23 protein-coding genes and 1 pseudogene are annotated in these 22986 nt (G+C 71.2%); 10 read left to right on the top strand and 14 right to left on the bottom strand.

Annotated elements, in window-relative coordinates; all coding sequences use genetic code 11:
• Positions 1-69: 69 nt before the first annotated feature.
• Entirely contained in the window at positions 70-570 is a 501-nt protein-coding gene (locus tag ACZ499_RS26420) for a hypothetical protein (protein ID WP_468678505.1), read from the top strand.
• A 199-nt stretch (positions 571-769) separates the two neighbouring features.
• Here the strand turns inward: ACZ499_RS26420 and ACZ499_RS26415 are convergent, their stop codons facing one another.
• Positions 770-1150, bottom strand: coding sequence for an ANTAR domain-containing protein (locus ACZ499_RS26415; protein WP_468678503.1), 381 nt, complete (start codon positions 1148-1150; stop codon positions 770-772).
• 140 nt (positions 1151-1290) lie between these two features.
• Between ACZ499_RS26415 and ACZ499_RS26410 the strand changes: the two genes are divergently transcribed.
• The gene (locus ACZ499_RS26410; protein WP_468678502.1) at positions 1291-1662 is read left to right on the top strand and encodes a MarR family transcriptional regulator; all 372 of its coding nucleotides are present in this window, start codon (positions 1291-1293) and stop codon (positions 1660-1662) included.
• Positions 1663-1759: 97 nt separating this feature from the next.
• On the opposite strand, the gene ACZ499_RS26405 is transcribed toward ACZ499_RS26410, so the two are convergent.
• The gene (locus ACZ499_RS26405; protein WP_468678500.1) at positions 1760-2338 is read right to left on the bottom strand and encodes a hypothetical protein; all 579 of its coding nucleotides are present in this window, start codon (positions 2336-2338) and stop codon (positions 1760-1762) included.
• A gap of 91 nt (positions 2339-2429) precedes the next feature.
• On the opposite strand from ACZ499_RS26405, the gene ACZ499_RS26400 reads away from it, so the two are divergent.
• Positions 2430-3086 (top strand): maleylpyruvate isomerase N-terminal domain-containing protein, encoded by a 657-nt coding sequence (locus tag ACZ499_RS26400; protein ID WP_468678498.1) that lies wholly within the window; start codon positions 2430-2432, stop codon positions 3084-3086.
• Here ACZ499_RS26400 and ACZ499_RS26395 read toward each other — a convergent pair.
• The 5 genes from ACZ499_RS26395 to ACZ499_RS26375 all read right to left on the bottom strand — a co-directional run bounded on the left by ACZ499_RS26395 (position 3078) and on the right by ACZ499_RS26375 (position 7148).
• On the bottom strand, positions 3078-3536 hold the full coding sequence (locus ACZ499_RS26395) for a response regulator (RefSeq protein ID WP_468678497.1): 459 nt from the start codon (positions 3534-3536) through the stop codon (positions 3078-3080). The two genes, ACZ499_RS26400 and ACZ499_RS26395, sit on opposite strands and share 9 nt — an antisense overlap.
• 197 nt (positions 3537-3733) lie before the next feature.
• Positions 3734-4384, bottom strand: a complete 651-nt coding sequence (locus ACZ499_RS26390) for an HAD family hydrolase (protein WP_468678495.1) — start codon at positions 4382-4384, stop codon at positions 3734-3736.
• A 19-nt stretch (positions 4385-4403) separates the two neighbouring features.
• Positions 4404-5282: an ANTAR domain-containing protein gene (locus ACZ499_RS26385; RefSeq protein ID WP_468678492.1), complete on the bottom strand. Its 879-nt coding sequence runs from the start codon at positions 5280-5282 to the stop codon at positions 4404-4406.
• A 23-nt stretch (positions 5283-5305) separates the two neighbouring features.
• Positions 5306-5533 carry a DUF5133 domain-containing protein gene (locus tag ACZ499_RS26380; RefSeq protein ID WP_468678491.1) on the bottom strand — a complete coding sequence of 76 codons (228 nt, stop codon included), beginning with the start codon at positions 5531-5533 and terminating at the stop codon, positions 5306-5308.
• 70 nt (positions 5534-5603) lie between these two features.
• Complete coding sequence (locus ACZ499_RS26375) at positions 5604-7148, bottom strand: DUF1349 domain-containing protein (RefSeq protein ID WP_468678489.1); 1545 nt, start codon at positions 7146-7148, stop codon at positions 5604-5606.
• A gap of 112 nt (positions 7149-7260) precedes the next feature.
• Between ACZ499_RS26375 and ACZ499_RS26370 the strand changes: the two genes are divergently transcribed.
• Positions 7261-8415 carry a sensor histidine kinase gene (locus ACZ499_RS26370; RefSeq protein WP_468678487.1) on the top strand — a complete coding sequence of 385 codons (1155 nt, stop codon included), beginning with the start codon at positions 7261-7263 and terminating at the stop codon, positions 8413-8415.
• Complete coding sequence (locus ACZ499_RS26365) at positions 8412-9113, top strand: response regulator transcription factor (RefSeq protein ID WP_468678485.1); 702 nt, start codon at positions 8412-8414, stop codon at positions 9111-9113. Before ACZ499_RS26370 ends, ACZ499_RS26365 begins: the two co-directional genes overlap by 4 nt.
• Here ACZ499_RS26365 and ACZ499_RS26360 read toward each other — a convergent pair.
• The 3 genes and pseudogenes from ACZ499_RS26360 to ACZ499_RS26350 all read right to left on the bottom strand — a co-directional run.
• Positions 9053-9880 (bottom strand): SMP-30/gluconolactonase/LRE family protein, encoded by an 828-nt coding sequence (locus ACZ499_RS26360; RefSeq protein WP_468678483.1) that lies wholly within the window; start codon positions 9878-9880, stop codon positions 9053-9055. The genes ACZ499_RS26365 and ACZ499_RS26360 overlap by 61 nt on opposite strands.
• 261 nt (positions 9881-10141) lie before the next feature.
• Positions 10142-11173, bottom strand: coding sequence for a saccharopine dehydrogenase family protein (locus tag ACZ499_RS26355; protein ID WP_468678481.1), 1032 nt, complete (start codon positions 11171-11173; stop codon positions 10142-10144).
• Between the two features lie 351 nt (positions 11174-11524).
• Positions 11525-12183: pseudogene (locus ACZ499_RS26350) on the bottom strand (alpha-amylase); the annotation flags it as partial.
• 333 nt (positions 12184-12516) lie between these two features.
• Here ACZ499_RS26350 and ACZ499_RS26345 point away from each other — a divergent pair.
• The 5 genes from ACZ499_RS26345 (at position 12517) to ACZ499_RS26325 (ending at position 20523) form a co-directional block, all read left to right on the top strand.
• Positions 12517-14001: a cellulose binding domain-containing protein gene (locus ACZ499_RS26345; protein ID WP_468678478.1), complete on the top strand. Its 1485-nt coding sequence runs from the start codon at positions 12517-12519 to the stop codon at positions 13999-14001.
• An 86-nt stretch (positions 14002-14087) separates the two neighbouring features.
• On the top strand, positions 14088-15842 hold the full coding sequence (locus ACZ499_RS26340) for a glycoside hydrolase family 6 protein (protein WP_468678476.1): 1755 nt from the start codon (positions 14088-14090) through the stop codon (positions 15840-15842).
• Positions 15843-16398: 556 nt separating this feature from the next.
• Entirely contained in the window at positions 16399-16824 is a 426-nt protein-coding gene (locus tag ACZ499_RS26335; RefSeq protein ID WP_468404007.1) for a nuclear transport factor 2 family protein, read from the top strand.
• Between the two features lie 41 nt (positions 16825-16865).
• Positions 16866-17186, top strand: a complete 321-nt coding sequence (locus ACZ499_RS26330) for a nuclear transport factor 2 family protein (protein WP_468678474.1) — start codon at positions 16866-16868, stop codon at positions 17184-17186.
• Positions 17187-17256: 70 nt separating this feature from the next.
• Positions 17257-20523, top strand: coding sequence for an AfsR/SARP family transcriptional regulator (locus ACZ499_RS26325; protein ID WP_468678473.1), 3267 nt, complete (start codon positions 17257-17259; stop codon positions 20521-20523).
• Here the strand turns inward: ACZ499_RS26325 and ACZ499_RS26320 are convergent.
• The 4 genes from ACZ499_RS26320 to ACZ499_RS26305 are packed head-to-tail and all read right to left on the bottom strand — an operon-like array spanning position 20516 to position 22971.
• Complete coding sequence (locus ACZ499_RS26320) at positions 20516-20833, bottom strand: AzlD domain-containing protein (protein ID WP_283145127.1); 318 nt, start codon at positions 20831-20833, stop codon at positions 20516-20518. The genes ACZ499_RS26325 and ACZ499_RS26320 overlap by 8 nt on opposite strands.
• Before the next feature lie 22 nt (positions 20834-20855).
• Entirely contained in the window at positions 20856-21560 is a 705-nt protein-coding gene (locus tag ACZ499_RS26315; RefSeq protein ID WP_468678471.1) for an AzlC family ABC transporter permease, read from the bottom strand.
• Complete coding sequence (locus ACZ499_RS26310; protein WP_468678469.1) at positions 21557-22501, bottom strand: branched-chain amino acid transaminase; 945 nt, start codon at positions 22499-22501, stop codon at positions 21557-21559. The genes ACZ499_RS26315 and ACZ499_RS26310 overlap by 4 nt, the downstream gene beginning before the upstream one ends.
• Positions 22498-22971 carry a nuclear transport factor 2 family protein gene (locus ACZ499_RS26305; RefSeq protein WP_468678466.1) on the bottom strand — a complete coding sequence of 158 codons (474 nt, stop codon included), beginning with the start codon at positions 22969-22971 and terminating at the stop codon, positions 22498-22500. The genes ACZ499_RS26310 and ACZ499_RS26305 overlap by 4 nt, the downstream gene beginning before the upstream one ends.
• Positions 22972-22986 lie beyond the last annotated feature (15 nt).

Below are 22986 nucleotides of genomic sequence, written 5' to 3'. Positions count from 1 at the left end.
GGCCCTCCTGATCCGGTACGGTGCCTCGTTCAGGCCGTCAGCGTCCGCCAGCGCCGTCAGGAGACACCGTTGCACGCCCCAGTCGAGACGTCCCGAGTACTGGTAGCCCTCCATGAGACCGTCGCCGCGGCCGAGGAGGGGCAAGGGGGCGCGCTGTGGCGGCTGTCGGAACAAGGCAGACAGCTCGACGCCAACTTGGTGCGGCTGTCTCCGGACGCGGCCGTGGTCGAGCACGTCGAATCCGAACTGGACGTGCTGTTGTTCGTCGTCGAAGGGGACGGCCACCTCGACAACGGGGTGGAGCGGCAGACCCTGGAGCCGGGGGCCGTGGCGTGGCTGCCGAGAACGGCACGCAGGGCGCTCCTCGCGGGGCCGAACGGCCTCGCGTACCTCTCCGTCCACCAGCGACGCCCCGGGCTGCGGATCGGCTTCCGTACCGCCGGCCGCGACGAAGGCGGCGAGGCGCCCTGCTCGCTGGACCGCGTCTGCCCGGCATGCGGACGGATGGCAGGAGAAGCGGACGCGCGCTACTGCGCTCGATGCGGCGAGGAACTGCCGACCCGAGAATGACCGCTCGCCCCAGCTGCCACCCGTACCGCCGCCGCTCACGGACCACAGCGGCTGCGACGTAGGCGGCGCCGGGGGCTGATGGTCCCAACCTGTCCGGCGCCTACGTCCTTCGTACGAAGAAAACGCCCTACCGAACTACCTCACACGCGGCGAAGAAAACCTCAAGTCGCGTACGAGTTCGCGGCCGCCGAGATCCCGGTCATCGATGAGCCCTGCCGTCGCCTCCGGCGTCCGCCATGTCCTGGCTCGGCGCCGCTGCTGCCGCACTGCCCGCCGTGGCGAGCTTGGCGATGGCTGCCGACAGCTGCTTCCTGACCCCCTTCGGCAAGGGGTCGCCTCCGGCCGAGTCGACCACTTGCTGGGCCACGCGGTTCAGTTTGGTGTTGGTGTTCTGGGACGTCATGACCAGTACGCTCCAGGCGTCCTCCGGACTGATGGCGAAGGCGGCCATGAGAATGCCGCGGGCCAGGTCGATGGTCCCCCGGCTCTCCATCGCCCGCCGCAGCTGCCCGAGTTCAAGTCTCGGATCCGCCTCTGGGCCCGTGTCGACGGGCTCTGCAGAGTATGACGGCTGCGCCATGGCCATCTCCCGATGTGCTCCGGATGCCTGGGTCCATCCTCCGCGCCCAGAGTCGCCCGCGAACGGGAGACACGTCAAGAGATACATGAAGTCAGATTCGCCTGTTCCTATACACGAAGCTCAGGGCGTACGATCTGACCATGAATGGAGTGCCGGAACCGCACACAGGATGGACGTTCATCACCAGCCACGCGCGCGTGCTCGCCGTCATCGCCGACAACCAGAACGCACGGATCCGCGACATCGCCGCGCACTGCAGACTCACGGAACGCGCCGTCCAGAAGATCGTTTCCGATCTGGAACAGGCCGGATTCCTCTCCCACACCCGCGCGGGGCGCGGCAACACCTACCGTATCGAGCCGGGCAAGGTCCTGCGCCACCCGGCCGAGGCCGAGGCGGGCCTCACTGTCGCCGCCCTCCTCGGCCTGCTCGCCCAGGACGAGGCCCGCCGCGCCGAACTGCTCCACAGCAGCGTGCGCATACGTTCCGACGAACGCGACGGGGACCGCTGACCCGCGGCCTCGCAAGCTGCCGCGTACCTCTGGTGCGGGTCGATGCCGCGCAGCCGGTCCTGAACCGAGCAGGGGAGACAACTGCGCGCCGGCCCGGTCAGTGGCCCCCGCTCGGACGGTCGCAGCCGGTGTGGTCGGGGTAGCCGCCGAAGGCCTCCGCCTTGGTGGAGTCACGGTTCATCGTGCCTTCCACGCACAACGGGAACGCGTCGATGAGGAAGCCCACGCCGGTGGCGCCGTCCTGGTACGACCGCACCTGCCCGGCCGAGTAGCCGAGGCGGGTGAGCGCGCCGCTGGTGCTCTCGGGGGCGAAGTCACCGCGCTTGCGCAGCGGTTCGAGCGCCTTCTCGGCGCGTCCGACGGCCGAGAGTCCCTCGCAGCGCTGCCGCCCGTGCAGCGGGAAGGGAACCATGAACCCGTGGTTCTCGGCGTAGTGGTCGGTGGGCGGCACGGCCGGGCCCGTGGTGGCCGGGGTCGTCGGTGGCGCCGACGTGGGGCTCTCACCCGGGCACGGGAAGTCCACCGGCTTGCTCGGCGTCGCCGCCGGGGTCCGCGAGGGCCGGTCCGCCCCGGCGCTGTCCCCAGCCCGCTCCGTACCGCACCCCGCCACCAGCACGGCCAGCACCGCCACTGGCAGCACTCCGGCACGCCTCCCCGCCAAACTGATCATCCTCATGACGCGATTCTCCCCCGCTCGGTCGGGACGGGGTCACCGCACCGTCCGAATGGGCTTGTTCGCCGTCCCGGGCCCGCACTACCTTGCTCAGGTGGATCTCTTCTCACACTCGTGGACGGCTTTGCGCACGGCGGTCGCCGAACTCCCGGACAAGGACTTCGAGCAGCCGTCCGGCTGCACCGGCTGGCTCGTGCGGGACCTCGTGTGCCACCTGGTCATCGACGCGCAGGACGTCCTGATCACCCTCGTCACCCCCGCCGATACGGAACCGACCGTCAACGCGGCGACCTACTGGAACATCGAGGACCGACCACCGACTGGCGAGGACCCGCTCGACGCGCTGACCGTGCGGCTGGCCGCCGCGTACGAGGAACCGCACCTGCTCAAGTTCCACCTCGACGACGTCGGCTCCGCCGCCGGACGCGCGGCCGAACTCGCGGACCCCGGCGCCCGGGTGGGCACTCGCGACGTGGTGCTCACCGTGGGCGACTACCTCTCCGCGTACGTCCTGGAATGGACGCTGCACCACCTCGACCTGATCGCGCACCTCCCGGACGCCGCCGAACCGCACGCCCAGGGCCTGGCACACTCCCGCGCGACGCTGGAGGAGATCGCCGGCGCCGCGTTCCCCGCGTCGTTCACGGACAAGGACGCACTCCTGGTCGGCACCGGTCGCCGGGCACCGACGGAGGCGGAGAAGACCGAACTCGGCGAGCTGGCCGCGAAACTGCCGTTCGTCCTAGGCTGACGAAACGTCAGCTGGTGTGCGGGTGTAGAGGTCGGCAAGGGTACGGACGTGGCAGCACAGGGCCCACGGGTCAAGGGGTTTGAGGAGGAGCCCGGCGGCGCCGAGTCTGTACGCGAGCCGGGCGAGCTGGTTGTCGCGGCTGGTGCCGGTGACCAGGAGGACGGGCAGGTCGCGGGTCTGGTCCAGGCGGTGGAGGTAGTCCAGGGTCTGCAGGCCGTCGATGTGCGGCATCACCACGTCCATCACCACCGTGGCGACGGGCTCGCGCAACACCGTCTTGAGGGCCTGTTCGCCGCTGGTGGCCCGCAGGATCGGGCGTCCGAGCGGGGTGAGCGCGTGTTCCAGGGCGAACAGATTGTCCTCGTGGTCGTCGACCAGCAGAAGCGCCTCCCCCCGTCCCGGCGGTGAGCCGCTTCCGGGCATGCGGGACGACACAGGTGGTACAGGCACAGAAAGCTCCCACTGATCGGCTGCACGGCGATGAGCGGGGCAGCCGCTTCCTGACCACTCCGGAACGGGAGCATATCTACTTTCACCGGCTCGGGGCCACTTGGTGCAGGTTTCTCACCAATGCCTTCGATGGCCAGCCGCGGCTCGCGTCTCCCTGCGGACGTACGGGAGTTGAGCTCGTTCCGGCCCGGAGCCCGTCACTGTTCGGCGAGGAGGATGGGCAGTTTGCGCATGTCGTGGAAGACGACGGTGTCCGGGCCTTCGAGCCGCTCGGCCGGAGTCAGTCCCCCGGCATAACCGAAGGCGCGCATGCCGGCGGCGCGGGCCGCCTCGACGCCGGGACGGCTGTCCTCGACCACCACACACGCCGCCGGGTCGACACCCATCTTCCGGGCGGCGTGCAGGAACAGGTCCGGGGCCGGCTTGCCGCGGGCGACTTCGGTGGCACTGTGGATACGGCCCTCGAAGTGTTCGTACAGGCCGGTGCGGCCGAGGGTGTGGCGCATCTTGTCGTGGGAGCCGCTGGAGGCGACGCACGTCGGCAGGGCGATCGCGTCGAGTGCCTCCGGCAGCCCGTCGACGGGCAACAGCCCCGCATCCACAGCCTCACGGTGGAGCTGCTCGAACCGCTCCCACCAGACGACAGCCGCCTCGTCGCCCAGCCGGGCGGCGATCTGCTCGCCTATGGAGGCGTTGGAACGCCCGATGAAACGGTCGATCACCTCATCCTCGGTGAGCGGCCACCCCAGCTCCGCGCCCAAGGCGACCTGCACACGTACGGCGATGCGTTCGCTGTCGACCAGCACACCGTCGCAGTCGAATATCACGAGTTCAATCGGCTTGATCATCGTCGCAGCATAGAGCCGATCACGAATCCGTACCCGTACCCGTATCTCTCGACCGGCCCTGGGCGTGCAGATACTCCAACGCATCGACCACGACGGTGTGGTCGTGCCAGGCGAGCCAGCGTCCGACCTGCCGGCCGGTGGCGGCGAGGGCCTTCGCCTGGGCCGGGTGCAAGGCCTTCGTGGGGCGTTCAAGGTGTGCGGAGACCATTCCCAGGCACTCACCTGACGCACCGACCAACGGAACGCTGTGGCATGCGCGGCTGCCCGCCGCGAGGATGGTGTGACGTGCCTCGTCGGTGAACACCTCGTCGGTGGCGACATCGTGCACGGTGGTCAACGCCACGTCTCTGGCGGCCTTCGCACATGACGTACCGTCCTCGCCGACGAAGGCGAAGAACTCGACGAAGTGCTCGCTGAGGCCGGTGTGGTGTTCGATGCGCAGCCCGCGGGCGGCCCGGTCGGTGATCTGTACGTTGCCCATGTCCGTGCCCGTGATGGCCAGGCTCTGCGACAGGACCGCACTGAGCACCGCGCCCCGGTTGACATGGCCCGGGTCGTCCACACCGAGCGCGTCCAGCACGGGCGGCTTCCGGCGTACCCGTCCCGGGAACCACAACTCCCTGGGGCCGTCGGGTCTCTGGGTGCGGACAACCGCTTCGGCCAGGAGACGCAGCTTCACGTTGAAGCGTTGCGAGGACTGGCGCAGCAGCGCGAAGGCGCTCTCGGCATCGGGCAGTCTGTAGCGCTCCTGCAAGATGCCCTGGGCGTGCGAGATCAGGGGGCGGCTGCGTACTTGGGCCCGCAGATTGCGGACCTCCTCACGCAGCCGCGCCACCTCCTCGCCCGCCCCCTCCGCCTCCCGCCCGCCGGGCACACCACGGTTGCTCATGTGCTCCATGCCCTTTCCTTCCGGGACCCCGTTCACGCGCTCAGCACGGAGTCGTCGAAGGTACGCGCACCGGGCAGCCGGTGACGTGCGGCGATCACGGCCGCGTCGACGTCGCGCGTCCCCGTCGACACACACAGGGTGTAGGAGACGTCCGCGAGCCGACGACGGGTGGCCTCGCCCCCTTCGGCGGCGTTCAGCGCGCACAGCACGTCATATTCGGCGAGCAGATCACGCAGCACTGCCGGGTGAGCCATCAACATGAGGGAGCCCTCCACTCGATACGGTCAAGACACGTTTCCAACTGCCCCGGCTCCTCGTCCGTACACGCCTCTACAACAGTGATGTCCGGCATGCGCCTCTCGCTCGCCCCTCCCCCTCACCCGTTCCCGGCACCCGCCGCAGAGCCACTCCCAGCGCCACCACCACATACATACACAGCACACCCATCCCCGCCCACCACGGCAGCGGGAAGTATCCGGCGGACGGTGCGTAGTGGGCGACGACCTGGGGGTATTCGGTGAGGGTCTGCTGGGTGGCGAAGCCTGCGGTGGGGGTGGTGCGCAGGAGCCAGCGGGACAGGGGGTCGGGGAGGAGGGGGACGGCCGTCACGGCGTACGGGAGCGCGAGCGTCGTGATCGCTACGAGGATCGCCGGCCAGGTGCGGCGCAGTACTGCTCCTAGAGCGAGGGCGAGCACGGCCGTGAGGGCGAGGACTGCGGCGAGGCCGACCACGACCCGTACTTCCGTGAGCGCGGACGGCTCGATGACGGGGATCCCGTTCGACTTCAGGATCGCCAGTCCGGCCGGGAGCACGGTGCCCACGGAGAGCAGACCGGTCACGAATGTGGCGGCTCCGACCACTATCGCCTTCGCCGCCAACCCCTGGCGAGTGAGCGGCGCTCCATCCGTGGCTCCGCGGCGGTGCTCGGCGGTGACGAACCGCACCGCTACGGCAAGCAGGATGAGCAGGGCGGGTGTCAGGCCGGTGAGGGTGCGCTCGGCGGGGCGGCCGCCGTCCGTTCCCATCGGGCCGATGTCACCGGCGCCGGTCACGGTGACCGTGCCGTTCGCCTCGACCGCCCCGGACGCCTTGTGGTACTTCTCCCAGTCCGTGTGGTTCATCTCGCCGACCAGATCGCTTCGCCAACCCCCGGTGGAAACCGCGCCCTCCAGACCGATGCGGTCGAAGGTACCGCCGGCCTGCGTGAAGCGCGTCTCTTCGGTGGCTCCACCGAGGCCGACGCGCCGCAGTGTCAGGTCCCCGGGCGAGGTGGCGAACAGGCCGACCTGTACGGTCCGGGGCAGGCCGGACAGCTTCGCCACCCCGGCCTTCGCCCACTGTTTGCCGTCGGCGGACTCGAAACCGGTAATGGTGTCGCCCGACCGCGTCAGCCGCAGCCACCGCGGCGACCGCACCGACATCCCGCCGGCGCTGCCCGCGATGTCATGGGTGTAGTCGTACTGCATCCGCACCCCGTGGCCGCCGGTGAGCATCAGCGCCGCGTAGGAGGACCCCTGGCGGACACCGTCCTTGACGATGATCCCGGCCTTCGCCCACGGTACGAGGCCGGGGACGATCGCATCGTGGTTCGGCGGCGGATAGGTGATCGTGCCGGTCATGGACGTCAGCCGGACCGTGATGCTGCCGTTCTGGCCCAAGTCCCGGTGCAGAAAGGAGAACTGGTCACTGACGAGGGAGCCGTCCGGCCCCCTCGGGTCGGTCGGGCACGGGCCGTCGCAGGACGCGTGGTTGCCGTTCGCGTAGAGCAGGCCGAGGACGAGGACGATCAGCGCCGCGGCCGCCATCGCGATCAGCCGGCCCGGACGCCGGAACCTGGTCCACTCCTGCCGGAGCAGTTCGTTGGTGGTGAGCATGGACCGTTTCTACGGACCGGGCCATAACGCGGTCCGAACCGGCGCTGTCATGTCGCTGTTAGGTGCGGCGAGGCATCCTGGAGCCGGTCGGGACCTGGCGGGGAGAGGAACCATGGGCAAGCTGCGGAGCGGGACCGTCGGACTGCGCTTCACCCTGTTGTACGCCGCGGTCTTCCTGGCGTCCGGAATCGGGCTGCTCGCCCTGGCCTACGTAGCCTCCGGTGGCGACGTGACCGGTGTCGCTCCCGAACAGCGCCCGCCCGATCCAGGCGGCGCCGAGCAGCACATCCGCGATCTGGAGAGGCAGCTCACGGACGTACACGCGCAGCAGTCGCGCCAGTTGCTGGTCGGTTCGCTGATTGCGCTGGTGGTGATGGCGGGGGTCTCGCTGCTGCTCGGCCGGGCCCTCGCGGTCCGCGTTCTGCGCCCGCTGCGGCTGATCACCGCGGCGACGCGGCGGATCTCCGCGGAGAACCTCCATCAGCGGCTCGCCGTCGCCGGGCCCGCCGACGAGGTCAAGGAGCTCGCCGACACGGTCGACGGTCTGCTGGCCCGTCTGGAGGCCTCGTTCGCCGCGCAGCGCCGGTTCGTCGGCAACGCCTCGCACGAGCTGCGTACGCCGCTGGCGACGATACGGGCATCGCTGGACGTGGCCGTCGCCAAACCTCAGCCCGCGGCGCAGACCGTCGCGCTCGCCGGGCGACTGCGCACCGAACTCGACCGGGTGGACCACCTGTTGGACGGCTTACTCGTCCTTGCCCGGGCGCAGCACGGCGCCTTCGTCGACCGGGCGTCCGTGCACCTCGACGAGCTGGCGGTGGAGGCGCTGACCGCCCGGGCCGCCGACATCGCGGCCAAGTCCTTGACCGTCGACGTCGAGGTGGGGGCGAACGCCTGGACGCGGGGCAGTCGGGCGCTGCTCGCGCGGATGGTGGAGAACGTCGTCGACAACGCGATCGTGCACAGCGAGGAGGGCGACTGGATCCGGGTCTCCACCGATCACGACGGCGCCGAGGCGCGCCTCGTCGTCGAGACGGGTGGGCGCGTCCTCGATCAGGACCAAGTGGACCGGTTGGCCCAGCCGTTCGAGCGGCTCGGCGCGGACCGTACCGGTTCGGAGAAGGGTTCCGGCCTGGGCCTGTCGATCGTCGCGGCCATCGCGGAGGCGCACGGGGGCCGCCTCGCGCTCCGGGCCCGGCCGGAGGGCGGCCTCCGGGTGGAAGCGGCGCTGCCGTCGGCGGCCGGGTGCGTGGAGGTGGCGCCATGAGGGTGCTGGTCGTGGAGGACGCGCGGTCGCTCGCCGACGTCGTCGCCGAGGGGCTGCGGGACCAGGGCATGGCCGTCGACCTCGCGTACGACGGTCTGGAGGCCGCCGCCAAGCTCGACCTGAACGCGTACGACGTGGTGGTCCTCGACCGGGACCTGCCCGGCATCCACGGCGACGCTCTCTGCCAGATGATCACCGCGCGGGACGGTCGCGCGATGGTGCTGATGCTGACCGCGGCCGGGGCACCCGGCGACCGGGTCAGCGGCCTCACCCTCGGCGCCGACGACTACCTCGCCAAACCCTTCCACTTCCCCGAACTGACCCTGCGCATCCGGTCCCTGGCCCGCCGCAGACCCACCGCGCGGGCGCGCACGCTGCACGCCGCCGGCCTCGAACTCGACCCGGTACGCCGTATGGCCCTTCGTGAGGGCCGTCCGCTGGAGCTGTCCGTCAAGGAGTTCGCCGTTCTGGAGGCGCTGCTGCGCGCGAGTCCGGGGTTTCTGAGCACCGAGGACCTCCTGGAGCAGGTCTGGGACGAGAACGCCGACCCGTTCACCAATACGGTGACCGTCACCATCGGCCGGTTGCGCCGAAAGCTGGGCGGTCCGCCGGTCATCACGACGACGCCGGGGGTGGGTTACCGCATCGCCGAGACGCCGACCGGCTGGTCCGGCTCGGCACCGGCGGGAACTTCGTAGATCTTGCCGTTGACGCCCGACCGGTAGAGCTTGCCCGCCGAGAATCCGCGGTCGCCGTGCCCGTAGGTGATCTGGGTGGAGAGGTACATGCCCGACTCCACGGTGCAGAGGCTGTCTCCCTCGACCCGCCAGATCTGCCCTGCCGTGTGGGTGGCGATCAGCGGGCGTCCCCGGCCGTCGAGGGTGAGCCCGTCGGGGAGGGCGAGGGCGTCGGACAGCGCTGCGGAGATCCAGCGCCGGGGGTGCGCCGGGTCGTCGACCGGGATCCGGTAGAGCCCGGGCGCGACGGTGGTCTGGATGACGTAGATCTGCCTTCCGTCGGGGGAGACGGCGATCCCGTTGGGCTGCTGCACGTGGGTCCAGGCCGGGTCGACGCGACCGTCCGGCGTGACGCGGCCGATGCTGCGGCCGCCCACGGTCGTGGTGTACACGGTGCCGTCGGGCGCCAGGGCGACGCCGTCGATGCCGCCGAGGCCCGAGGCGTACGTGCTGACCTGGCCGGATTCCGGATCCACCAGGAGGAGTTTCGACAGCGGAAGGGCGTCTGCGGTGAGCGAGTGGAGGGCGTCGTTGCCGGTGCCGACGAGGAGACGGCCGTCCTCACGGACGACGATGCCACCGTTGGCACCGATGCTCCCGGTGAGGGGCACGGGGGTGCTTCCGGGCGCGTCGATGCGGTAGACCCGGCCCGTGAAGTACGCGGTGGCGAACATCCGGCCCCGCTTGTCGACGGCGATCGACTCGACCCAGTCGGGTATGTGCGCCACTTGGACCGGCGCCGCCGATCGTTTGGCAGCACAGACGGGTGCCGCATGGGCAGGGGCGGGGGCCAACACCCCTGCGGCTGCGGCCAGTACGACCGCAGGCGCGATGGAGCGGCGCGGCCCCCGTAACGCGGCGCTGAGCATCCTGCTCAGTTTCCTGTTCCTCATTCATCGATACCCCTCGGTCAAGTTGCCCTGCCCGCCGAAGTATCGACCCAAGGATCTTCCCGCGCTACCCCCCGGTAACCTGCCCGGCGGTGCCGGTCAGCTCGGAAGCTCCACCGACACGTACGGGGCCAGCGCCCGCAGGAAGTCCGCCGCGTCGAACATCGCTCCGGCCGAGGCCACGCCCGTCGTCCGCGACTGCCCGGCCAGGATGCGCTGGACGGCCTCCACCGCCAGGGGTGCGGTCACCGCGTAGATGTCCTGGCCACGGGCCGTGGCGCGGCGCTCGACGCCGCCCGCACGGACCACGACGTCGACGACGAACGTCTGGTCCGACCGCCCCAGTGCGTCTACCGACTCCGGCTCCGGCGTGGTCTCCTCGGCCAGGTCTCGCGCCGCTTCCACGGCCATGTAGGTGCGCACTTCACGCACGTCCACATGGCTGGGCACGGTCACGACATCGGCCATGGTGAACTCGGCGATCACCGCTCGCCGGCCCAGCGGCTCCGGAAAGAGCCAGTCCTGCTCCCACGGCTGGTCGTCGTGGTAGCGCAGCGCGCCGTCGGCGAATCGCACCCGACGGCCGCCACGACGCTCGTGGGACACCTCGCCCGCCGCCCGGGTACCCGCCGTGGGGTGCCAGCTGCTCAGCCCGTACGCGACGTGCACCTCGTCGGCGGCGGCCCACTCCCCCATCGCCGCCGTCACCAACAGGTCGCCCAGACCCCCGTAGAACGCCATTGCCGGAACCACGGGGACCTCGGCCTTGCGGGCCGCCTCCGCGTGGTCGGCGAACATCGACACGTTCGCTTCGATCTCCGCCGCGACGTCGACGTACGGGATGCCCGCACGCAGGGCCGCCTCGGCGACGGGGCCGCCGGTCAGCGCGAACGGTCCGGCGCAGTTGATGACCGCCGCCGCGCCCGCGAGGGCCCGGTCCAGCGAGCCCGCGTCGTCCACAGTGGCCGGCCTCACCTCCACATCTGCCCACTCTGCGGCCAGCGTCTCCAACTGGGCGGCGTTGCGGCCGGAGGCGATCGTCGCGAGGCCGCGCCTACGCAGTTCGGCGACCACGAAACGACCTGTGTGACCGGTCGCGCCGTAGACGACGACCGCACCTGCTGTACTCATGGTTCCCCCGCATCTCGATGTGCTGATGCGCCCATTCTGATGAGGACGGAACCTGACCGTGAGGGTCCGGAACGACATCATGCGAACAGTTTCGGACGCCGGGGGTTCCTCCTTCCTCTTCCTGGCGGCATGCGCGATCCTCCGTGCCGGGCTCGGAGGGTATGTGGGGGGCAATGCACAAGTCTTGAACCAGTGGGAGCGCTCCCAGCATGGAGTTGGACGGGCCCGGGGTCAAGATGTTTGAGGAGTCGAAGTCAATCGACCTCATCGGAGGCCAACTCATTCGCTGTTCTAGGGCAGTTGGAGGCCAGTGGACCCCCGAGCGCGGCGAACCGACCGGGGTCCTGCCGACTACTTCAGGTACGGTCCGGCGGACCCGATCCGGCCCGGGCCGTTCAGGACGTACACCCAGGTTGCCCCTTGCCGGGGGCGGCGACGCTCAGGGTGCCGTAGCTGACGCCCCTCACGTCTCCGATGACGGCATCGGGTACGTGCCGTTGGGGATGCCCTTGTACGTCGCCGCGTTGGTCACCGCGACCAGCGCGAAACTGTCGACGCCGCTCGCGGTGTCGGTGCAGCGGCGCCTGAAGGGCATGTCGCCGGAGATGCCCTCCGTCACTGGCCCATCTGCATCGCCGGGACGGCGCGGCGGATCTGGTGGAGCCGCGGGACGTGCGTGACCAGGGGCTGGGCGAGCGTCGTGGCGACGGTGCCCGAGGCACTGGCGACCGTGCCGAAGCCGGAGGCGGTGAGACTGCCTTCCAGGCCGGCGCCGTAATCGGCCCGGCCGGTGGCGGCCAGCGGACAGGTCCGCCCGCGGTCGATCTGCTTGCCCGCCTGGAGTTTCGTCTCCGAGCCGTAGTAGAGCGTCGGAATGCCGCGGAAGGTCCACATCAGCGACATGTTCTCGGCCCAGCCTCGGTGCAGCCCGCATAGCGGGTGCTGGATTTGTCGGGCCCGTAGTCGTGGCTGTCGACGTAGGCCACGTCGTACGTCGCGTCATTGGTGGAGCAGCCCGAGGGCGGTCACGAAAGCCGCGAAAGGGCGCCGTACGCGTGGGTTTCGTATACGTCGGGGTGTGCGTCTCATGCGCGGCTCCAGTGTGGGGGCTGCCGCGACGAAAGGGGATGCGGCAGCAAGGCATGCATGCACGCATGAACTGACGGAAATTTCCAGCAAGCTAGTGCAGTGCGGAAGCTACCGGCGCATGACCGCAACGTAAAAGGTCCGTCTCCCTTGCCATGCACCCCCCGAGACCCTACCGTGATGCCCCACCAGTGGGAGCGCTTCCATCCGTCGGACGCCGGACATCTGCCGGCGTCCCGGCCGTGAAGGATCCGCTCATGCGACACCCCCCGCACTTGGCCGCACCCTTCGCCGCGGCGGCGCTCGTGCTCGCGAGCGCCGTGGTCGTCCCTCGCGTCACGGCATCCGGAGCCGAGCCGTCCTGCTCGGTGACGTACACCGTCACGAACGAGTGGAGCGGCGGCTTCCAGGGTTCCGTCACGCTCACCAACAACGGGTCCGCGCTGTCCAGTTGGGGCCTGGGCTTCACGTTCACCGGCAACCAGAAGATGACCCAGGGCTGGAACGCCAAGTGGTCCCAGTCCGGCAGCACCGTCACCGCGGCCAACGAGAGCTGGAACGGTTCGCTCGCCCACGGCGCGAGCACCACCGTCGGCTTCCTCGCCTCCCTCACCGGCGCCAATGCGCCGCCCCGCGCGTTCACCCTCAACGGCGAGCCGTGCGCCACCACGGGCGGCGGCGACCCCACGCCGACACCCACCCCCACCTCACCCTCACCGACCCCCGGCACCGGCGCGCCCGTGCTCCACGTCTCCGGGAACAAACTGGTCGACGCGGGCGGCGCCACCCGCAGGCTGCTCGGCGTCAACCGGTCCGGCGGCGAGTTCATGTGTGTCCAGGGGCACGGCATCTTCGACGGCCCGGTCGACGACCCCTCGGTGGCCGCCATCGCCTCCTGGCACGCCGGCGCCGTGCGCATCCCGCTCAACGAGGAGTGCTGGCTGGGCCTCGCCAACATCAACCCCGCGTACGCGGGCGCCCGTTACATCGCCGCCGTCCAGGACCTCGTCCACCGCGTCGAAGCCCACGGCATGACCCCGATCGTCGAACTCCACTGGTCGTACGGGCAGTACACCGGCAACTCGGCCGGCTGCTCCGACGTCCACGCGAGCTGTCAGAAACCGATGCCCGACGCCCAGTACGCACCCGCGTTCTGGTCCTCGGTCGCCACCACCTTCAAGAGCGACCCGGCCGTCGTCTTCGACCTGTTCAACGAGCCGTATCCGGACCGGGCCACCTCCACCGCCGACCAGGCGTGGAGCTGCTGGCGGGACGGCGGAAGCTGCCCCGGCATCGGCTACGAGGTCGCCGGGATGCAGGACCTCCTGGACGCCGTACGGGGAGCGGGCGCCCGCAACCTCGTACTGGCCGGCGGCATCGCCTACGCCAACGACCTCAGCCAGTGGCCGGCCCGCGCTCCCGCCGACCCGGCGGGCAACCTGGCCGCCGCCTACCACGGCTACAACTTCAACAGCTGTGCGAGCGAGTCATGCTGGGACTCCACCCTCGCACCCGTCGCCGCCCGGGTGCCGCTGGTCGCGGGCGAGCTGGGCGAGAACACCTGCGCGCACTCCTTCGTCGACCGCGCCATGAAGTGGTTCGACGACCGGGGGATCTCCTATCTGGGCTGGACCTGGAACACCTGGGACTGCTCATCGGGCCCCTCCCTGATCACGAGTTACGACGGCACCCCCACCGCGTACGGCAGCGGCCTGCGCGACCACCTGCGCTCCATCAACTGACCCACGCCGTCGACTGACTCGCTCCATCGACTGACCCACTCCATCAACCGACTCGCTCCATCGACCGAAAGGACACGGTCCACACCATGAGCCGCATACCCGCCCGACCCTCCAGAAAGCGAACGGCGCTGCTCGCCGCCGGTGTACTCGCCGGAGCCGCGACCGGCACCGCCGGCATCGTCGGTGCCGCGGGCACCGCGTCGGCGGCGTCCGCCTGCACCGTCGCCTATCAGGTCCAGAACCAGTGGTCCACCGGCTTCACCACCTCCGTCACCGTCACCAACAACGGCGCCGCCGTGAGCAGTTGGAACGTGAAGTGGAGCTACGCCGGGAACCAGCAGGTCACCCAGGGCTGGAACGCGAAGGTGTCCCAGTCCGGAACGGCGGTGACCGCCGCCAACGAGAGCTACAACGGCACGCTGGCGACCGGTGGCTCGGCCAACTTCGGCTTCAACGCCTCCTACAGCGGCACCAATGCCCTCCCCACGTCGTTCACCCTCAACGGCGTGGCCTGCAACACCGGCGGCGGCACCCCCACCGACCCGCCGACCACCCCACCGACCACCCCGCCCACCACTCCCCCGGCCGGCAACCGCGTGGACAACCCGTACGCCGGGGCCAAGGTGTACGTGAACCCGGAGTGGTCCGCGAAGGCGGCCGCCGAGCCCGGTGGCACCCGGGTCTCCAACCAGCCCACGGGGATCTGGCTCGACCGGATCGCCACCATCGCCGGGGCGAACGGGAGCATGGGTCTGCGCGCCCACCTCGACGAGGCCCTCAAGCAGAAGGGCAGCGGCGAGATGGTGGTCCAGCTGGTCGTCTACGACCTGCCGGGCCGTGACTGCTCCGCGCTCGCCTCCAACGGTGAACTCGGCCCCACCGAGATCGACAAGTACAAGACCCAGTTCATCGACCCGATCGCCGCGATCCTCTCCGACGCCAAGTACGCCGGTCTGCGGATCGTGACCGCCGTCGAGATCGACTCGCTGCCCAACCTCGTCACCAACACCGGAGGCCGCGCCACGGCCACCCCGCAGTGCGACACCATGCTGGCCAACGGCAACTACGTCAAGGGCGTCGGATACGCGCTGCACAAGCTGGGCGCCATTCCCAACGTGTACAACTACGTCGACGCCGGACACCACGGCTGGATCGGCTGGGACGACAACTTCGGTGCCGCCGCCGACGAGTTCAAGCTGGCGGCCACAGCCGAGGGTGCCACACCCGCCGACGTGCACGGCTTCATCACCAACACGGCCAACTACAGCGCACTGAAGGAGAACAACTTCACGATCGACGACTCCGTCAACGGCGTCTCGGTCCGCCAGTCCAAGTGGGTGGACTGGAACCGGTACGTCGACGAGCTCTCCTACGCCCAGGCGTTCCGCGCCAAGCTGGTCTCGGTCGGCTTCTCCCCCGGGATCGGCATGCTGATCGACACCTCGCGCAACGGGTGGGGCGGCACCGCCAGGCCCACCGGCCCCGGCTCGAAGACCGATGTCGACACCTATGTGGAAGGCGGACGCTACGACCGCCGCATCCACGTCGGCAACTGGTGCAACCAGTCGGGCGCGGGGCTGGGCGAGCGCCCGCAGGCCGCCCCGGCCGCCGGGATCGACGCGTACGTGTGGATGAAGCCGCCGGGTGAGTCCGACGGCTCCAGCAGCGCGATCCCCAACGACGAGGGCAAGGGTTTCGACCGGATGTGTGACCCGACGTACACGGGCAACCCCCGCAACAACAACCACCTCTCGGGCGCGCTGCCGAACGCGCCGCTCGCCGGCCGCTGGTTCTCCGCCCAGTTCCAGGAGCTCATGAAGAACGCGTACCCGGCGCTGTAGGTCTCCGGGGATGTGAGTCCCCGGGCGGGAGGGTGGTGGGCGGCGAGGAGGGCAACTCCTCGCCACCCACCACCGATTCCCGGCGTACATGGCACCCCTCTCCTCGGACGCTCCTTGTGCGCAGCCCGTCCCGTGAGCGACGTGACACGCGGACGCGCTGGTCGTCAGCCGGGCTGGATCCGCGGCACGCACCCGGACGAAGCAGGGAAGGCGAGACGACCATGTCGGTGGTCCGCACCCTCGCCCTTGCCGTCGGAGCCGGGCGGGCGTGCCTCGCCATCGGGGGCGCGAGCACGCCGGTCGCGTCAATTCCGCCACGCCCGGCTGCAGCAGCACCTGGCCGACGGCACGCGCCCACGGGGCCCGCGTCCGCCCGCCGGCCTGCCCGGCGCGCACTCCGGCTCAGCCGCCCCACGGTGATCGGTATCCCCGTCCCCGCGCACGGCGAACCGTGGGCACATGGCCGGAAAGCGGCGAGCGACTTACCCTCGCCGCCACAGGCGCACCACACTGGAGCCTCACGACCAAGCAACGGCACGGACGAGGAGTTGGTGAGATGTCCACGCAGCCCACCGAGGGCGCCGCGAAGGCCACCCGAGCTGCGATCGACGCCTATCTGGCCCGGCTCTCGGAGCGGGATCTGGACGGCGCTGTGCAGGTGTTCGCCGAGTCGGTGGAATGGAACGCTCCGGGCTCCTCGGCCGTGCCGTGGTCGGGGCCGCGGAGCGGCCGGGAGGGTGTCATGAAGTTCTTCACCACGCTCCACGAGCACCTGAAGCCCGAGGAGTTCACGGTGACGCACATCGTGGTCGACGGTGAACAGGGGGTGATCATCGGCCATCTCCGGGACACCGTCAAAGCCACCGGAAAGCCCCTCGTGACCCCCTTCGCCGCCCATGTCACGGTCGTGGACGGGCAGATCGCGCGCTACCACCTCTTCGAGGACACCCATGCCCTCCACCGGGCCGTGACCGACAGCTGAGCGTCCGCCCGCCGTCCCCAGCACCCAGAGAGGTACGAGAGATGACTCCCTCCGGCATGCCCACCCACCCGGCCGTACGCGCCTTCGTCGACGCGGTCAACGCCCAGGACCAGCAGGCCTTGTGGACCGTCCTCGCCAAGGACGCCACGGTGGTCGACGTCGGCACCGAACGCGATCTCGACGCCTGGGTGGAGCGCGAGCTGTTCTCCTCCCACGCCCGGATGGAGGTGGTGCGGGAGTCGCGCGACGGTCTGTCGGTGACGGCGCGTTTCCACAACGACATCTGGGGGGACATCGACACCGCGTGGGAGTTCTCCGTCTCCGGCCCGGTCATCCGGGGATTCGTCACCGGCCCCGGCTGAGCATCCCGCGCCGGACGAGACAGAGGTACGCAGAACGGGCAGCGGGAGCAGGGGAAGCAGAGGCAATGGTGTGAGCCGCACCTCGGGGCCCGGGGCGGAACCGGCACCGAAGGAGTCGGTGCGCATCCACCTCCTGGGCCCGGTGAGTGTGGAGGTCCAGGGCCGTCACATCGACCTCGGGCCGCAGCAGCGCGCACTCCTGGCGGCCCTCGCACTCGCCCGGGGCCGTCCGGTCAGTACCTCACGGCTCTCCGAACTCCTGTGGGAGGGCGACGCCCCGGACGGCGCGGTCAGCGCCCTGCGCACCCACGTCATGCATCTGCGGCGCATCCTGGAACCGGGACGGCGCGCCACCTCCGGCTTCGAGCTCCTGCTCAGCGCCGGCGCCCGCAGCAACACCAGCTACACCCTTCAGGTGGCCGACGAGCAGGTCGACGCCCTTCACTTCGTGCACCTGACCGACCAGGCCCGCAAGGCCGCGGCCGACGACGACGCCCGCGCCGCGGTCACCCTGCTCGACCGGGCGCTGGCCCTCTGGACCGGGCCCGCGCTCGAAGGCGTCAGCGACCGCAGCTTCGCGCTGGCCGAGGCCGACCGCCTCGAAGAGCTGCGCCTGGTGGCTCGGGAGGACCGGCTGGACGCGCTCGTCGAGCTGGGTCGCTTCGAGGAGTCGGTGCCGGAACTGACCACGCTGGTGGCCGAGTTCCCGCTGCGCGAGCGGCTGCGCTGCCAGCTCATGCTGGCGCTGTACCGCTCGGGCCGCCAGGCCGACGCGCTCGCCTCCTACCGCGACTACTACCAGCTCCTCGACGACGAGGTGGGCATCGAGCCGGGCCGCCCGCTCAAGGAGCTCCACCAGCGCGTCCTCGTGGGCGACCCCGGCCTCGCCGCCGAGCCCGTCCCCGAGCCCGCTCCCCCGCCCGCCGCGCTCCCGGTCCCCCGTCAACTGCCGCCCGACGTGGGCAGTTTCACCGGCCGCACCGGCTATCTGCGGGAGCTCGACGCCCTGCTGTCCCAGTACGCCACGGGCCCGGGACAGACATTGGTGATCTCCTCGCTCTCCGGTATGGCGGGCGTCGGCAAGACCGCACTCGCCGTGCACTGGATGCACCGGGCCGCCGACCGCTTCCCCGACGGACAGCTGTACACGAACCTGCACGGCCACGCCGACGAGCCCCCGACCACGGCTGACGACGCCCTGGGCCAGCTCCTGCGGGCCCTCGGGGTCGGCGCCGGGCACCTGCCTGAGAACACCGACGAGAAGGCTGCCCTGTACCGCTCGCTGCTCGCGGGCAAGCGGATGCTGATCCTGCTCGACGACGCGGCCGGTCTGGAACAGGTGCGCCCGCTGCTGCCCGGCTCACCGACCTGCTTCGTCGTCGTCACCAGCCGCAACGACCTGCGGGGCCTGACCGCGTTCCACGACGCCCACCGGGTGAGCGTGGCCGTCTTCAACGACGAGGAGGCGCTCGCGCTGCTCGCCCGTGTCATCGGCGCCGACCGCGTACGCGGCGAGCCCGAGGCCGCCGCCGAAGCCGTCCGGCTGTGCGGCGGCCTGCCGCTGGCCGTACGGATCGTCGCGGCCCACCTCATCGGCGACCAGCACCTGCCCCTCGCGGAGGTCGTGCGCACCCTCCGCGGCGACGACCGCCTGGACGACCTCACGCTCGACCAGGAGCAGCACACCGGCGTGCGCAGCGCCCTCGCCCTGTCCTACCGCTCCCTGCCCGCGCCGGAACAGCAGCTCCTGCGGCTGCTCGCCCTCACCCCCGGCGCCGAGGTCTCCACGCCGGCCGTCGCCGCTTTGGCCGGGGCCCCGCTGAACGCCACGGCCCGCCTCCTTGACCAGCTGGTCTCCCGCAGCCTGCTGGAGACGCACCGGCCCGGCCGCTTCCATCTGCACGCCCTGGTACGCCTGTTCGCCCGCGAGCGGGCCCGGGCGCAGGACGCCGCCGTACGCGAGGAGGCCCTCGACCGGCTGCTCACCTGGTACCTGGGGACCGCCGAGCAGGCCGGCCACCTGCTCTACGGAACCTTCTACTCCTGGTACGCCGCCGCCCCGCCCGAGCCGGACGGCTCCCCCACCGCGCCCCTGACCTTCAGCGGCCCGCCCGCCGCGTCCTCCTGGCTGGAGGACGAGCGGGCCGCCCTGCTGGCCTGCGCACAGCACGCCCTGGGCCACGGGCCGCGCCCCTTCGCCTGGAGGTCCGCCCTGGCCACCCACGGCCATCTGATGGAACACGGCCAGCGCACCGACTGGCTGCGCGCCGCGGAGACCGGGCTGCGCGCCGCCGAGGCCGAGCACGACGACCACGCGCGCGCGGTGATGCACTGGAGCCTGTGTTACGTCCTGTGGGAGCTGGCCCGGCACGACGAGGCGCTGCGGCACAGCGCCCGCGCCGACTCCCTGTTCGCGCGGGCCGGGCTGCCCGTGGAGCGGGCCGGTGCCGTGCTCGGGCTGGCCGCCTCGCACCGCGAACTGGGCGCCCTCGACCAGGCCCTGCGCCACGCCGAGCACACCCTGGCCCTCTACCGCGGCGGCGGGGAGCCCGCCGGGGAGGCGTGGGCGCTGTTCCTGCTCGGCTCCGTCCGCCTGGACCGGGGCCAACTGGACGCGGCGCGGCCGTACTTCACCGAGGCCCGGGAGCGCGCCGAGGCGTCGGGCGACGAGCACACCGTGATGCTGTCCCTGTGGGGGCTCGGCGCCCTCCACCACGCGCTGGGCGACCTGGAGGAGGCGCAGCGCCTGCTCACCCGGGCCCTGGCCGCCCACGGCAGACTGCTGTCCACGTACGCGGCGGAGGGCGCGCTCAACGCCCTCGCGGCGGTATGCCGGGACAGCGGCGATCCCCGGCTCGCGCTCAAGTACGCGATGGACGCGCTCAGCATCACCCACCGCACGCACCGCCGCCTGGTCGAGCCGGACGCGCTCAACACCATCGGCACCGTACTGCTGCACCTGGACGACGCGCCCGGCGCCCTGGACCACCACCACCGCGCCCTGGAGGCGGCCCGGGCGACGGGCTGTCTCCGGGCGGACGCGGCGGCCTGCGTGGGCCTGGCCGCCGCGCACCGGCACCTGGGCGAGAACCGCGAGGCCCTCGCGTACACCCGTCGGGCGCTGAGTACCGCCGGGCAGGCCGGGCTCAGGCTCGTCGAGGCCGAGGCGCGGGCCGAACTCGCCCGGGTGCACCTGGCGCTGGGCCACCGCACCAAGGCGGCGCAGGCCGTGGAGCGGTCCCTGCGTCTGCACCGGTCCGCCGGACACGAGCCCGGCCTCGCGCGGGCCCTGGAGGTCGCTGCCGCCGTGCGGGGCGAGGGCGACGACCTCAGCTGAGCGCGCGTACCACCGCGGTGATCACCGCGGCCACCAGGACGACGAGCGGCACGGGCGCCTTGAGCCGCCACGCCACCAGGGCTCCCGCGAACCCGGCGAGCCGGGCGTCGAAGGTCATGCCGTGCGCGCCCGCCGAGCCCACGAGCTGGGTGACGACCAGGACGGCGAGCAGCGCGGGCGTCAGGTACTCCACGAACCGGGGGAACCAGCCGGGCAGTTCACGATCACCCATCACCAGCGAACCGGCGCCCTTGATGAGGAACGTGGTCACCACCAGGGCGCCGACGACGATCCACGGGTCGTTGCTCAACGGGCTCCTTTCACCGAGCGGGTCATCGGGACTTCGCCGTCCATACGACGGCGATCAGACAGGCCACGGCGATGGCCGTGTCGGGGAGCCCGGCCGCGGTGAGAGCCGCGGCGCACACGGCCGCTGTGGCGGCGGCCGTCCGCTTGCGGGCGGTGCCCAGGTGGGGCGCGAGCAGAAGGAAGAACAGGACCGGCGAGACGGCGTCCAGACCGTAGTTGAGGACGTCCACCGCCTTGAAGGGGCCGATCGCCCCCAGCAGCGTGCCCAGGACCCATCCGAGCCAGAGCACCACGCCCGAGGAGAGCAGGCGTATCCGGTCGAAGCGCCCGTCCGCGTCGCTCGCGATGGCCCAGGACTCCTCGATGACCAGCTGTGATTCGACCGCGCGGCGGGCCCGGCCGCCGCGCAGCGCGGGCAGGATGGCGAAGCCCATGACCAGGTAGCGCAGGTTCAGCAGGGTGCCCGCGACGGCCGCTGCCGCCCAGCCGCCGCCGTTGGCGATCACGGAGACGGCGGCGAACTGCGAGGAGCCCACGAAGACCAGGCCGGACATCGAGGTCGCGCCGAGCGCGCCGAAGCCCGCGCCCTTGGCCAGGACACCGAAGGAGATGCCGAACGCGAAGATCGCCACGGTGAACGGCACCGCGGCTCTGGCGCCCGAGGCCCAGGCCTCGCGCCGCCCGGTGGACGGGGCCGGACGGGTGGGCTCGGATTCGGTGCCGGTCATCCGCTCTCGCTCGCCACGGCCGGGGCTGCCTCGCTCGTCGGGGCCGTGCGCGCCGCCTCGCCCCGCACGGTCCTCGCGTACGCCCGCACCAGCGCGCTCGTCACGTCGCCGACCGGGTACTCCAGCGCGTCGACGGCGGTGACCGGCTGGACCTCGTACGCCGTGCCGGTCAGGAACACCTCGTCGGCGCGGGCCAGTTCGGCCGGGTCCAGGTGGCGTTCGACGACCTTCAGGCCGAGCTCGCGGGCGAGCGCGATGACGGTACGGCGGGTGATGCCGTCCAGTACGCACTCCGGCGGCGGGGTGTGCAGGGCGCCGTCGATCACCAGGAACAGATTGGCGCCGGTGGCCTCGGCGAGGCGGCCCTGGTGGTCGAGGAGCAGCGCGTCGTCGCGGCCCGCCTCCTCCGCCTCCTGCCCGGCGAGGGAGCCGAGGGCGTACAGGGCCGCGGTCTTGGCGCGTACCGGCGCGGTGTCGGGCGCGGGGCGCCGCCAGCGCGAGGTGCGCAGCCGGATCCCGCGCGGTCCGGAGGCGAAGACCTGCGGCCAGGGCCAGGCCGCGATCGCCACATGGACCGAGGTGTCCGGCGCGACGAGGCGCAGGCTGTCGCTGCCGCGCCAGGCGACCGGGCGGACATAGCCCTCGGTGAGGCCCGCGACGGCGACGACCTCGCGGGTGGCGGTGTCCAGTTCCTCGGCGTTCCAGGGCAGTACGAAGCCCATCTCGTGGGCCGAGGCGACCAGGCGGAGGCTGTGCTCGTGGAGTTTGAAGACCCGGCCGCCGTAGACGCGCTCGCCTTCGAAGACGCTGCCGCCGTAGTGCAATCCGTGGCTGAGGACGTGCAGACGGGCCTCGCGCCAGGGCACGAGCTGTCCGTCCAGCCAGATGGAGCCGTCCCGGTCGTCGAGCGGCGGCACGGTGCCGGCCTGCGCCTCGCTCACGTGGCGAAGCCCCGTTCCGCGTAGGGGAAGCCCTCCAGTTCGTTGACCGGGACGGTGTCGTCGCGCCGGGACGCGTAGTAGATGCGGACCTCGTCGATCAGGCCCGAGTCGTCGAAGCGGTAGACCTCCGCTCCGCGCAGCACCTTGCCCAGGCGCGGCTTGAAGGCGGTCCACTCGCAGACGGCGGTGCGGCTGTGCTCGTCCGCGTACACGGCGTCCACGGCCCAGTGGGAGTCGTTGGCCCGCACATCGGCGCCCCAGCGCTCCACCACCGGGTCGATGCCCTCGATGGGGCCGGACATCCCCGCGGCCAGGTAGTGCACGACGTGCTCGGAGAGGCACTGGGCGAACAGGTCGCGGTCGACCTTGTTGCACGCCTCGAAATACAGCCGCACCGCGGCTTCCATGGCGGCCCGGTCCAGCGCCCGGCCGTCCGCGCGGCCCTCGTCCCCCGTGGCGTCGGTGTCCATGTCGCTCGTCTCCTC

The sequence above is a fragment of the Streptomyces sp. NPDC031265 genome (assembly GCF_055570295.1).
Note: the sequence above shows the minus strand (reverse complement) of the source record. Positions and strands in the feature narration are given on the sequence as shown.